Source organism: Pimelobacter simplex, assembly GCF_024662235.1.
GTDB lineage: Bacteria > Actinomycetota > Actinomycetes > Propionibacteriales > Nocardioidaceae > Nocardioides.
The window spans coordinates 5,161,596-5,174,106 of the sequence record NZ_CP096276.1; the positions used below are offsets into that span (position 1 = coordinate 5,161,596).

The 12,511-nt window shown below is 73.2% G+C and carries 12 protein-coding genes; 10 read left to right on the forward strand and 2 right to left on the reverse strand.

Annotated elements, in window-relative coordinates; all coding sequences use genetic code 11:
* The first annotated feature begins 15 nt into the window (after positions 1-15).
* Genes M0M48_RS25325 through M0M48_RS25340 form a run of 4 tightly spaced genes read left to right on the forward strand, consistent with a single transcriptional unit; the run spans position 16 to position 4,730 of the window.
* Entirely contained in the window at positions 16-471 is a 456-nt protein-coding gene (locus tag M0M48_RS25325) for a YybH family protein (RefSeq protein WP_215814036.1), read from the forward strand.
* An 11-nt stretch (positions 472-482) separates the two neighbouring features.
* Complete coding sequence (locus tag M0M48_RS25330) at positions 483-1,529, forward strand: threonine aldolase family protein (RefSeq protein ID WP_257753233.1); 1,047 nt, start codon at positions 483-485, stop codon at positions 1,527-1,529.
* Positions 1,526-3,118 carry an N-acyl-D-amino-acid deacylase family protein gene (locus M0M48_RS25335; protein ID WP_257753234.1) on the forward strand — a complete coding sequence of 531 codons (1,593 nt, stop codon included), beginning with the start codon at positions 1,526-1,528 and terminating at the stop codon, positions 3,116-3,118. The genes M0M48_RS25330 and M0M48_RS25335 overlap by 4 nt, the downstream gene beginning before the upstream one ends.
* 34 nt (positions 3,119-3,152) lie before the next feature.
* The gene (locus tag M0M48_RS25340; protein ID WP_257753235.1) at positions 3,153-4,730 is read left to right on the forward strand and encodes a fatty acyl-CoA synthetase; all 1,578 of its coding nucleotides are present in this window, start codon (positions 3,153-3,155) and stop codon (positions 4,728-4,730) included.
* Positions 4,731-4,853: 123 nt separating this feature from the next.
* Here the strand turns inward: M0M48_RS25340 and M0M48_RS25345 are convergent, their stop codons facing one another.
* Positions 4,854-5,735 (reverse strand): MurR/RpiR family transcriptional regulator, encoded by an 882-nt coding sequence (locus tag M0M48_RS25345; RefSeq protein WP_161605361.1) that lies wholly within the window; start codon positions 5,733-5,735, stop codon positions 4,854-4,856.
* A 146-nt stretch (positions 5,736-5,881) separates the two neighbouring features.
* On the opposite strand from M0M48_RS25345, the gene M0M48_RS25350 reads away from it, so the two are divergent.
* The 6 genes from M0M48_RS25350 (at position 5,882) to M0M48_RS25375 (ending at position 12,080) form a co-directional block, all read left to right on the forward strand.
* A complete protein-coding gene (locus tag M0M48_RS25350; protein WP_257753236.1) occupies positions 5,882-7,600 on the forward strand; it encodes an ABC transporter permease in 1,719 nt (572 codons plus the stop codon).
* Positions 7,597-8,757 carry an ABC transporter ATP-binding protein gene (locus M0M48_RS25355; RefSeq protein WP_257753237.1) on the forward strand — a complete coding sequence of 387 codons (1,161 nt, stop codon included), beginning with the start codon at positions 7,597-7,599 and terminating at the stop codon, positions 8,755-8,757. Before M0M48_RS25350 ends, M0M48_RS25355 begins: the two co-directional genes overlap by 4 nt.
* Before the next feature lie 38 nt (positions 8,758-8,795).
* Entirely contained in the window at positions 8,796-9,650 is an 855-nt protein-coding gene (locus tag M0M48_RS25360) for an IclR family transcriptional regulator (RefSeq protein ID WP_257753238.1), read from the forward strand.
* Between the two features lie 194 nt (positions 9,651-9,844).
* Entirely contained in the window at positions 9,845-10,948 is a 1,104-nt protein-coding gene (locus M0M48_RS25365; protein ID WP_215814029.1) for an ABC transporter substrate-binding protein, read from the forward strand.
* Between the two features lie 9 nt (positions 10,949-10,957).
* A complete protein-coding gene (locus tag M0M48_RS25370; RefSeq protein WP_257753239.1) occupies positions 10,958-11,584 on the forward strand; it encodes an SRPBCC family protein in 627 nt (208 codons plus the stop codon).
* Positions 11,585-11,591: 7 nt separating this feature from the next.
* Positions 11,592-12,080, forward strand: a complete 489-nt coding sequence (locus M0M48_RS25375) for a MaoC/PaaZ C-terminal domain-containing protein (RefSeq protein ID WP_257753240.1) — start codon at positions 11,592-11,594, stop codon at positions 12,078-12,080.
* Here M0M48_RS25375 and M0M48_RS25380 read toward each other — a convergent pair.
* A complete protein-coding gene (locus M0M48_RS25380; RefSeq protein WP_257753241.1) occupies positions 12,068-12,487 on the reverse strand; it encodes a VOC family protein in 420 nt (139 codons plus the stop codon). The genes M0M48_RS25375 and M0M48_RS25380 overlap by 13 nt on opposite strands.
* Positions 12,488-12,511 lie beyond the last annotated feature (24 nt).

Sequence of the window (12,511 nt, forward strand, 5' to 3'; positions counted from 1 at the left end):
GACAAGGAGACCACCATGCCCATGACCGACCTCGAGCGCGACCGCGAAGCCGTCCTCGCCGTCCACCACCGCTACAACAAGGAGGCGCAGGCGACCGCCGACATCGAGCTGCTCGCCGAGCTCTGGGACGACGACCCGAGCAATGCCTTCTACAACTACTCCGGGCACAACTACCGGGGTCTCGCGCAGTGGAGCAAGCTGTGGGAGTACTTCGGCGAGCGCATCGAGTACTTCGTCCCGTGGACCTCGTTCGACACCCAGGTCAACGTCCAGGGGGACGTCGCGTGGGTGACCAGCCAGCGCTTCCACGGACTCAAGTGGATCGGCGACGAGGACCTCAACCCGCTCGGCGAGCCGACGGTACGGCTGACCCGCTCGACCGAGGTGATGGTCCGCAAGGGCGACACCTGGAAGGTCGTCCACGCGCACTTCTCGCTCGGCTCGACGGACGCGCGCCCCGGCGCGATCTGAGCGGACGGCACGTGCTCGACCTCCGGTCCGACACCGGCACCCGCCCGAGCCCGGCCATGCGCCGGGCGATGGCGGAGGCCGAGGTCGGGGACGACGTCTACGGCGACGACCCGACCGTCAACGACCTGCAGCGGGCGTGCACCGCGCTGCTCGGCAAGGAGGCGGCTCTCTTCGTGCCCTCGGGCTCGATGGGCAACCTCGTCGCGATCGCGGCCCAGTGCGGTGGTCGCGGCGACGGCGTCGCGGTCGAGCTGCTCTGCGACACCGATGCGCACGTGCTCAACCACGAGGGCGGCGGGCTCGGGCTGCTGCCGCTCACCCCGTGCGCCCTGCCGGCGCCGGGCGGCGTGGTGCCGGCCGACGTCCTGGCCGCGCGGATCAGGGCCGGCGACGACCACGCGCCCCGCACCGCGCTGCTCAGCGTCGAGATCACCCACACCGGCCTCGGCGGCACGGTCCCCGACCGCGCCGCGTACGCCGCGACCGCGGAGGCCGCCCGCGAGCGGGGCGTCGCGGTCCACGTCGACGGGGCGCGGCTCTTCAACGCCGTCGTCGCGAGCGGCGTCTCCGCGGCGCAGTGGGCGGGTCCTGCCGACACCGTCTCGATCTGCTTCTCCAAGGGGCTCGGCGCCCCGGCCGGCGCGATGGTCGCCGGCAGTGCCGAGGTCGTCGAGCGCGCCCGGCTGTGGCGCAAGCGGCTCGGCGGCGCGATGCGGCAGACCGGCGTCCTGGCCGCGGCCGCGGCGGTCGCGCTGGACGAGGGCCCGGCCCACCTCGCCGAGGACCACGCCCGCGCCGCTTGGCTCGCCACCACGCTGGCCGAGCGGTTCCCCGGGTCGGTCGACCCGGCGGACGTGCACACCAACATCGTGCACGTCGCGTGCGGCCCGCTCGGCGTACCGGCGCCGGTGCTGGTGCCCGCGCTCACCGCCCGCGGCCTGCTCACCAAGGCGTACGACGACCGGACCCTCCGGCTCGTCACCCACCGCGACCTCGCCCCGGGCGACCCGGCCGCCGCGGTCGACCTGCTCACCCGAGTGATCGGCGAACTGACATGACCAGCACCCGCACCCTGATCCGGCACGCCCTCCTCGTCGACGGCACCGGCACCCCGCCGCGCCCCGCCGACGTCCTGCTCGACGGCGCCACCATCGCCGCCGTGACCGCCCCCGGCGCCGTGACCACGCCGGTCGCGACCGAGGTCGACGCGACCGGACTGGTGCTGACGCCCGGCTTCATCGACGTCCACTCGCACGCCGACAACGCGCCCTTCCTGGCCGACGACGACACCTCCAAGGTCGCCCAGGGCGTGACCACCGAGGTGGTCGGCAACTGCGGCTTCTCGCTCGCGCCCTGCCTGCCCGACCATGCCGAGGACCTCGCGTCGATGTCGGCGCGGGTGTTCCCGCCGATCCCGTGGGCCTGGCGGACGTTCGCCGACTACCTCGCCGCCACCGACGCCGCCGGCTATGTCACCAACACCGCGCCGCTCGTCGGCCACAACGCCCTGCGGCTCGCGGTCCTGGGCTTCGCCGGCCGTCCGGCCGCCGACGCCGAGGTCGCCGCGATGGGCGACCTGCTCGACGAGGCGCTGGCCGCCGGCGCCTTCGGGCTGTCGTCGGGACTGGCCTACCCGCCGGGGATCTTCTCCGGCTCCGACGAGCTCGCCGCCCTCGCCCGGCACCTGCCCGCGGACCGGCCCTACGTCAGCCACGTCCGCAGCGAGGGCGCCCTGCTGACCGACGCGCTCGACGAGGCGCTCGCGGTCGGCCGGGGCTCCGGCCGGGCCGTGCACGTCTCGCACCTCAAGGTCGCCGGACGCCGCCAGTGGGGCTCGATGCCCCGGGTGCTCGACCTGCTCGACCGGGCGCGGGCCGAGGGGCTCGACGTACGCCAGGACGTCTATCCCTACACGGCCTCCTCGACCATGCTCACCGCCACGCTGCCGCCCTGGATGCACGAGGGCGGTCGCGACGCCGCCCTCGCCCGGCTGTGCGATCCCGCGGCCCTGGAGCGGCTGCGCACCGACATCGCGAACGACGACCGCTCCTGGGAGAACCCCGTGCTCGGTGCCGGCTGGGAGGGCGTCGTCATCGCCGCCGCGCCGCGCCTGCCCGAGGTCGAGGGGTGCTCGCTCGCCGCCATCGCCGAGGCCCGCGGACTCGACCCCTTCGCGGCGCTCGTCGCGGTGCTGCGGGAGGTCGAGCTGGAGGCGAGCATGGTCGTGCACTCGATGCACGAGGACGACCTCGACGCCGTCCTGCGCCACCCGGCCACGATGATCGGCTCCGACGGGCTGCCGCCCGGGGGCGGCGGGAAGCCGCATCCCCGCATGTACGGCACCTTCCCGCGCGTCCTCGCCCGCTACGCCCGCGACCGCGGGGTGCTCGACCTCAGCGCCGCCGTGCGCCGGATGACCTCGCTGCCCGCCGCCGCCTTCGGCCTGCACGACCGCGGCGTCGTCGCCCCCGGGTACGCCGCCGACCTGGTCGCGCTGCGCCTGGACGACCTCGCCGACCGGGCGACGTACGACGACCCGACCCGGCAGCCCGACGGCATCGCCTGGGTGCGGGTCAACGGTGACCTGCGGGTCGCCGAGGGCCGCTACCTCCCCGGCCGTTCCGGCCGCCGGCTCACCCCGCGCTGACCTTCCGCACGAACCCACCGAGGAGAAGAGAACCGTGCCTGACCACCTGACCGCCGCCGCCCGCCGCAACGCGATCGGCGACATCCTGCCGCGCACCGCCGCCCGGGTCCCGGACAAGACCGCGCTGGTCTACGGCGCGACCGAGCGCACCTTCGCCGAGCTCGACGCCGTCGTCGCCCGGACCGCCTCGGCCCTCGCCGCCGACGGCGTCGCCCGCGGCGACCGGTTCGGCATCGTCGCGCGCAACAGCGACGAGTTCGCGATCCTCTACCTCGCGCTGGCCCGGACGGGCGCGGTCTCCGTACCGGTGAACTTCATGCTCAACGCCGACGAGATCGCCTACATCCTCGACGACGCCGGCTGCACCGGCGTCGCGGTGGCGACCGAGTTCGTCGGCACCGTCGCCGACGCGCTGGCCCGGCTCGCGGCTCCGGTCGCGCGCCGCGTCCAGATCACCGTGGACGGCGGCCCGCTCGCCGAGGGCTGGACCGAGCTCACCACCCTCCTGGCCTACGACGGCCCGGTGCTCCCGGCCGCCGACGTCGCCCCCGACGAGCTCATCCAGCTGCTCTACACCAGCGGCACGGAGTCCCACCCCAAGGGCGTGATGCTCACGTCCGCGGCGCTGATGGCGCAGTACACGAGCGTCATCGTGGGCGGCCGGATGAGCGCCGACGACGTCGAGCTCCACACGCTGCCGCTCTACCACACGGCACAGCTGCACTGCTTCCTCACGCCGGCGCTCCTGCTCGGCTCGACGAGCATCGTGCACAGCCGCCCGGTGCCGGCCCGGATCGTCGCCGACGCCGCCCGCTACGGCGTCACGAAGTTCTTCGCGCCGCCCACGATCTGGATCGCGCTGCTGGCCGAGCTCGACGCCACCCCCGGCGCCGCTCCCGGTGCTGACCTGTCGACCCTGCGCAAGGGCTACTACGGCGCCGCGGCGATGCCGGTGGAGGTGCTCCACCAGCTCGCCGAGCGGCTGCCGGACCTGGAGCTGTGGAACTTCTACGGCCAGACCGAGATGAGTCCCATCGCCACAATCCTCGAGCCGGCGTACGCGGCCACCAAGCTCGGCAGCGCCGGACGCCCCGCGCTCAACGTCGAGACCCGCGTCGTCGACGACGCCGACCAGCCGGTGCCGCCCGGCGTCGTCGGCGAGATCGTGCACCGCAGCCCACAGCTGATGACCGGCTACTGGCGCCGTCCCGACCTCACCGAGGCGGCCTTCGCCGGCGGCTGGTTCCACAGCGGCGACCTCGGGGTGTTCGACGAGGACGGCTTCCTGACCATCGTCGACCGCAAGAAGGACATGGTGAACACCGGCGGCGAGAACGTCGCCAGCCGCGAGGTCGAGGAGTGCCTCTACCTCCACCCCGCCGTCGCCGAGGCCGCCGTGGTCGGCCTGCCGCACCCGCAGTGGGTCGAGCAGGTCACCGCGGCCGTCGTCCTCAAACCGGGCGCCGCGGCCGGTCCCGAGGACCTGCGCGCCCACTGCGCCGAGCGGCTCGCGGGGTTCAAGGTGCCCAAGCAGGTCGTGCTCGTCGAGGCACTGCCCAAGAACGCCAGCGGCAAGATCCTCAAGCGGGACCTACGGACCTCGCTGCTCTAGGTCCACGAGGTGCGACGGTTGCTGGGACGAAGTGCGAGGGCTGCTGCAACGAGAGCCGGATCTCGAACCAGCAACCGCCGTACTTCGGACCAGCAACCCGCGCACTTCGCGGGGGCCGGAAGATCAGCGATCGAGCACGCCGAGCGCGCCGTACATCTCCTCGATGGAGTGCAGGGTGCGCTCGGCGCGGCCGTCGCCGGCCAGCTCCCAGAGCATCGCGAGCAGGGCGTAGGTGACCGACACGGGAGCGGTCAGGGACTGGAAGATCGACGCCCCCACGGTCGGTACGACGACCGTGTGCCGCGCGCGCCGGGCGAACGGCGAGAGCAGCGAGTCGCTCATCACCACGGTCGGGACGCCCCGCTCCTGCAGGGTGTCCATCGCCGAGACGACCTGGCGGCCCAGGCGCCAGAAGCTGATCCCGACGGCGCAGTCGGACTCGTCGAGCCCGGCCAGCGCGACGGCGAGCTCGGGCCCGCCCTGGGGGGCGACGGTCACGGGGAAGCCCATGAGCGAGGCGTTGAAGGCCAGGATCTGGCCGACGGCGGAGTAGCTGCCCGCGCTCACCACGACCGTACGACGAGCGCCCGCGATGAGCTCGGCCGTCGCCCGCAGCTGGTCCTGGTCGACGGTCTCGAGCGCCGTGCTGAGCGAGGTGATGTCGGCCTGGAGCGTGGCCTCGAAGGGGTTCTCGTCGCCGAGCTGGCGCCGGGCGATCTCGGTGGGCAGCTGGTGCGAGCGGTCCTGGCTGCGCAGCTCGGCCTGGAAGGCCGGCCAGCCGGAGAAGCCGAGCGACTGCGCGAAGCGCACCACCGTGGCGACGTTGACCTCGGCCAGCTCGGCGACCTCGCTGGCGGTGCGGGTCTCGGCGGCGTAGACGTTGCCCTCGATGAAGCGGGCGACGGCGAGCTGCTTGGGGGAGAAGTCGCGCCCCCCGAGCAGGGAGGCGAGCCACTGCCGCCGGGCAGCGGAGGATGCCGCGTCGGTGCCGGACTTCTGGGACATCGCCACCTCGTGTTCCGCGTGCGTCACGCGCTCGTGAATTTCTGCAAAGACTATTGCATCATTCTGCAAAGGTGCAATACGGTCGGCCCACGACGCGTGGTCCGCGTCACACCCTTCCCCATCGCACGAGCACCACGGAGCATCTGGTGAGCATCTCTCTCAGGAGTCGCCTGTCGACTCGTTTCCTCGGCACGGACGTGCTGGTGCTGGTCTGCCTGGCGCTGTTCATCCTGCCGCTGGTGATGGCGGTCCTGCTCGCCTTCCAGGAAGGTCCGCCGGGCATGCGCACCGGCTGGAGCCTCCAGGGCGTGCACGACGGACTCGGCGGCGGCGAGGCGCTCGGCGTCCTCAAGGCGACCGCGCTCTACTCCCTCGCCGTCACCGTCCTCTCGACGATCGGCGCGGTCTACTTCGCCTGGCTGTTCGCCCGGACCGACGCCTGGTTCCGCGCCCTGCTGCCGCTGGTGATGATCGCGATCATCGTGACGCCGTCGCTGTTCTACGCGATCGCCTTCGACGTCCTCGGCAGCCCGCGCACCGGCCTGATCAACGAGGTGCTGCGCGGCGTGCTCAGCCTCGACCGCGCCGACGGCCCCTTCCACGCGCAGTCGTGGACCGGCATGGTGCTCGTCGCGGCGATCCGCTCGACGGCGTTCTCGTTCGTGCTCATCGCCCCCGCGATGATGCACGTCGCCCGGCCGCTCGAGGAGGCCGCGCGCCTGGCCGGCGCCGGTCGCCTGCGCACGCTGTTCACCGTGCTGGTGCCCGTGGTCGCGCCGAGCATCATCGGCGCCGCGATCCTCGCGGTCATCCAGACCCTGGAGGCCTTCGAGATCCCGCTGATCCTCGGGACGCCGGCCGGCAACCGGGTGCTGTCCACGCAGGTCTTCGCCCTGCTGATCGGCCCGACCGGCGCCAACTACCCGGCCGCCGCCGCGCTCGCGCTGCCCGTGATGGGCGTGATCGCACTGCTCGTGGTCTGGCAGCGCCGGCTCCTGCGCGGCAAGGAGTTCGTCACCGTCAGCGGCAAGAGCGGCAGCATGGAGCGCACCTCGCTCGGGCGCACCCGCCCGGTCCACTCGGCCGTGATTCTGGTGTTCGTCGCCATCGGCTTCCTGCTGCCCGTCGCGCAGATCGTGCACTCGGCGTTCGGCGACAGGATGGGCGACTGGACGTCGTTCACCTCGCGCCACGTCGAGCGGATGGCCGACGACGACGGCCTGCGTGAGGCGATCGTGAACTCGTGGGTCCTGGCCGGCTTCGGCGGCCTGGCGATCGCGGTCTTCTGCGTCGTCATCAGCTGGGTCGTCTACCGCACCAGCGCGCGCCGCAGCGCGGTCCTCTCGACGACGGTGTGGCTGGCGACCACGCTGCCCGGGATCCTGCTCGGCGTCGCGGTGTTCGTCGTCGCGCTCACCGTGCCCGGCGGGCGCGGCCTGTTCGGGACGGTGTGGCTGATGCTGCTCGGCCTGTTCATCGCGGCGGCACCGGTCGGCGTACGGGCGGCGGACGGGCCGGTCCGGCAGATCTCGCCCGAGCTGTACGAGGCGGCGCGGCTCCACGGCGCCGGCCCGGTCCGGGCCTGGGTGAGCTCGGTGCTGCCGCTGCTCCCGCCGGGGCTGCTGGCCGCCTGGTTCGTCGGCGCGGTCGTCATCTCGTCCAACGTCGCCGTCCCGCTGCTGCTGTCCACTCCGCAGACCACCCTCCTCTCGGTGGAGGCGATGACCCGCTACCGCGAGGGCGACGTCGGCGTCGCCGCGAGCCTGATCCTGGTCAACCTGGTGATCTGGGTGGGCGTCGGCGCGGTGGTCCTGATCCTGTCCAAGCTGGCCGGCCTCCGGCACAACGATTCGAGGGCGTCATGAGCACGTTCATCTCCGTGGCGGGAGCCGCGGTCCGGTACGGGCGGCAGACCGCCGTCCGCAGTCTCGACCTGGACGTGCCCGAGGGCGCGCTGGTCACCCTGCTCGGGCCGTCGGGCTGCGGCAAGACCACCACGCTGCGCACGATCGCCGGCCTGGAGCGGCTCGCCGCCGGCGTGGTGCGCATCGGCGACAAGGTGGTCGACGCGCCCGCGGCGCGGACCTTCGTCGGCCCGGAGCGCCGGAGCATCGGCATGGTCTTCCAGAACTACGCGCTGTGGCCGCAGATGACGGTCCGGCAGAACGTGGCCTACCCGATGAAGATCCAGCGGGTGCGCGGCGCCGAGCGGCGTCGTCGTACCGACGAGCTGCTGGGGATGATGGGCCTCGACGGGTACGCCGACCGCACCCCCGCGCGGCTCTCCGGTGGTCAGCAGCAGCGCGTCGCCATCGCCCGGGCACTCGCCCGGGACCCCCGCGTGCTGCTGTTCGACGAGCCGCTCTCGAACCTCGACGCCCGGCTGCGCCGCAGCCTGCGCGCCGAGATCCGCAAGGTGCACCAGGACTCCGGCACGACGTCCCTCTTCGTCACCCACGACCACGAGGAGGCGCTCGCGGTCTCCGACTACGTCGGCGTGATGCTCGACGGCGACCTCGTCCAGTTCGGCGACCCGGTCGAGGTCTACAGCCGCCCGACCAACCGCCGGATCGCCGACTTCTTCGGCTTCGACAACCTGGTCGACGTCACGCCCGACGCCGCCGCCCAGGTCGTCGTCGCGACCGGGACCGGCGCGGTGCTGCCGGTGCGCAGCGAGCCGGCGCTCTCCGGCGTCCCCAGCGTGGTCGCGCTGCGCCGCGACCAGGTCCGGCTCGCCGACGTCGACGAGGCACCGGGCCGCCGGATCGCCGCCACCGTCGAGACGGTCGCCTACGTCGGCGGCCTCACCGAGTTCGACGCCCGGTACGACGGCCTGCTGCTCCGCGGCAGCGTCGACGACGTCACCCTGCGCCGGCACCGCCGCAGCATCCCCGTGCCCGGCGAGCAGGTCGACCTGGTGCTGCCCGAGGAGGGCGTCGCGCTGTTCCGCGGCGACGGCGACGCCGGGTCCCCGAACCCGTCGGGTCCGACCGTTCCCCCGGTGGCCGCGGGCGTGCTGTGATGGGTACCGAGCGCACCGCGCAGACAGGAGGCGGGCCCGTGGCGACGAGCAGCAGCAGTGCCGGACCGGGCCGTGCCCACGACCTCAGCACCCTGCGTCGCGGCATCGAGATCCTCGAGGTGCTCCAGCAGTGGGCCTGGTGCGAGGACGCGCACGGCTGGGGCAACAACCGGATCGCCGACTACCTCGGCGCCGACAAGTCGCAGGTCTCGCGCACCCTCAAGGTGCTCACCGAGGCCGGCTGGGTCGAGCGCGACCCGGAGCGCAAGACCTACCGGCTCGGCCCGGCGATCTACAGCCTCGGCATGCGGGCGGCCGACCAGCCGCTCATGCGGGTCGGTGCCCAGGTGGTGCGCCGGGCGGTGGCGATGACCGGCTGCCGCGTCTTCCTCGTCGTACGGCGGGGGGACCGGGCGGTGACGGTGTGGTCCGACCAGCCTCCGGAGGTGCAGCCCGTGGTCGCCAGCATCGGGATGATGTACCCGGTCGCCGGCACCGAGACCGGCCGGGCCCTGCTCTACGGCAGCAGCCCCGACGAGATCCGCGAGATCCTCGGCTACAGCGGGCTCGACGAGCCCGCGCTCGACCGGTTCGTCGCGCGGGTGCGCCAGGACCGCGAGGCCGGCCACTCCTACGGCGTCCTCGACGACCGCAGCTGCGGCATCGTCGCGGTCCCCATCTGGACCACCGGCCGCAAGGTCGTCGCCACCCTCGGTGCCGCGAGCCCGGTGCTCGTCGACCCGGCCAACGTCGCCCCGGTCGCCCGGACCCTGCTCGCCGCGGCCGCCGAGATCACCCGCCAGCACACCGCCGCGGCCCGCGCCGAGGTCGGCGTCTCGGCCGTGCCCTACCAGGGCTGGCCGGCCCGTCCCGAGCTCGCCGGGCAGTTCTGAGCGCCCTCGCCCGACCCCTCCGCCACCGATCCCGACGCCCCGTCGGCAGCCGCACACCGGCTGCCGGCGGGGCGTTCTCGTGCCGTCGTCCGAGGCCGTTGCGGATAGTGCAATCCCGGTTGTGACCGGCCCCGGCCGAACCGACGATCATCCGCAAGGAGCGTTCGGGGGCTCAAGCCGATCCGGAGGAAACCATGAAGGTAAAGCTGGCAGGAATCGCGATCGTCAGTGCGATCGCGCTGTTCACGTCCGCCTGCGGGGACGACGCCGTCGCGGGAGCCGAGCGCTCCGACGTCGTGAGCTCGCTCGAGAAGCAGGGCATCGACAACGCCACCGCCACCAAGATGGCCGACCTGTACGAGAAGGCGGTCGACAACGGCGAGGACATCAACTTCTACGGGCTGGCGGCGCTGCCGCTGCAGTCCAGCTTCGACGCGTTCGAGAAGACCTTCCCGGGCCTGAAGGTCGCGGGCACCCAGCTCAACGCGCCCGACACGATCACCAAGGTCTCGTCCGAGGTCTCCAGCGGCCGGGTCGCCGTCGGCGTCACCTCCGGCACCGTCGAGGTCATCGGCGCGCTGCACGCCCAGAAGGCGTTCGACGCGATGACGCCGATCCAGGCCGACCAGCTCGCGGACATCGCCAAGGACCCGGCCGGCTACTACGCCCACGCGCTCACCCCCTGGGGGCCGGTCGTCCCGACCGACGCGCCCGAGTCCGCCGTACCGACGACGTGGAAGCAGGTCGCCGGCGGCGACTTCGAGGGCTCCGCGGCCGCGGTCGACCCGACCATCACCGGCCTGACCGCCGGCATGCTGACCTACCTGCTCGACGCCGGGATCATCGACGAGGCCGACGTCGCCGGGCTCGCGAAGTCCGACTACACCGGGTACGCCGACAGCGGCGCCGCGCTCAACGCCGTCGGCTCCGGCGAGAAGGACCTGATGCTCGCGCACTCCTACTCGGTCTTCGCCGCGCAGAAGGAGGCCGGCGGACTCGATCTGAAGTTCGACTTCCCGCTCCAGGACGCCAACATCACCTCGCCGCTGTTCCTCGCGCTGCCCAAGGGTGCGCCCAACAAGGCGGGCTCGGAGCTGCTCATGAACTACCTCTACAGCGCCCCGGCCCAGCAGCAGGCGGTCCAGGGCGGCTACCTGCCGACCCTCGACGGCGTCGACCCGGGTGAGCTGTTCCCGCCGCTGGCCGACATCCCGAACCCCCTCGCCGGCCCGCACGTCGATGACGTCGCCGCCGTGTACGAGAAGTGGGCGCCGGTCCTCAAGAACGCCTTCAAGTAGGAGTCCACCATGGAGCTGGAGCACTCGTTCACGGTGCCGCGCGGGGTCGGTGACGTCTGGGACGTCCTCCTCGACATCGAGCGGATCGCCCCCTGCCTGCCGGGGGCGACGGTGACCACGGTCGACGGCGACGACCTCACCGGTGAGGTGAAGGTCAAGCTCGGTCCGGTCTCGCTCAAGTACGCCGGCCAGGCGTGCTTCGTCGAGAAGGACCACGCCGCGCACCGCGCCGTGATCGAGGGCTCCGGCCGGGACGCTCGCGGCAACGGCGCCGCGAGCGCCCGGATCGTCGCCGCCGTGACCGGCGACGACCGGACCGCGCAGGTCTCGGTCCGTACCGACCTCGACATCACCGGCAAGGCGGCGCAGTTCGGCCGCGGCGTGATCGGCGAGGTGAGCGGGCGGCTGATGGACCAGTTCGCCGCGGCGCTCGCGGTCGAGCTCGGTCCGGTGGGTGGGGCAGAGGGGGCCGGTGCCCCGGTCGCCGCCGTGGCCCCGGCCCCGGCGTCCGGCGGTTCGGCCGACCTGCTCCGGCTGGTCGCGCCCTCGCTCGCCCGGCGGGCGGCACCGGCGCTGCTGGGACTGGCCGGCGCGGTCGGCGTGGTGCTCGTCCTCCGGCGCCGCCGCCGCGGATGATGACCGGGTGAGCGTGCCGCTGCCGACGTCGTGGGCGTTCGAGGACTTCGCCGCCGGGCAGGTCTTCGAGAGCCAGGGCCGCACGATCACCGAGACCGACCTGGTGACGTTCGCCGGCTGGAGCTGGGACACCAACCCGGTGCACACCGACGCGGTGGCCACCTCCGGTCCGGACGGCCGCTTCGGCGGGCCCATCGCCCACGGACTCCTCGGGATGTCCGTCGCGATGGGCCTCGCCTCGCGCCTGGGCGTCTTCGAGGGCTGCTCGGTCGCCCTGCTGGGCGTGGACGAGTGGCGCTTCGTGGCGCCGATCCGGCCCGGTGACACGGTCCGGCTGCGGCTCGAGATCCTCGGCGCCCGTCGTACGTCGGGCGGGACGACGGGCGTGCTCGACCGGCGGTTCACCCTCCTGGGCGCCGACGACGTCGTCGTGCAGGAGGGCAGGATCGGGCTGCTGGTCGCCTGTCGCGAACCGGGTGCGGCTCAGCCGTCCTGACTCTCGGCGGCCGGCGGCGGGCACAGGCAGAACGGGTGCCCGTCGGGGTCGACCATGACCAGCCAGCCGGCCCCTCCGTCGCCGTCGGCCTGACCCGGCGCCAGCTGCGCGCCGAGGCCCTCGGCGTGGGCGCGGGCGGTGGCGAGGTCGCCGACCCGGAAGTCGAGGTGGAACTGCTGGGGGTGCTCCTGGCCGGGCCACTCCGGGCGGGAGTAGTCCGCGACCGTCTGGAAGTTGAAGGTCGCGCCGAGCAGCGCCGCCTGGGCGTAGCCGTAGGTGGTGTCCTCGAAGGTCACCTCGCCGCCGGTGAGGTCGGCGTAGAAGCGGGCGAGCCGGCCGGCGTCCGGCGTGTCGATGGTGAACGCGATGAGCTCGGTCACGGGGCTGGGAGTGGTCGTGGTGGTCATGGGACCCACGATGTCCTGGCCCGC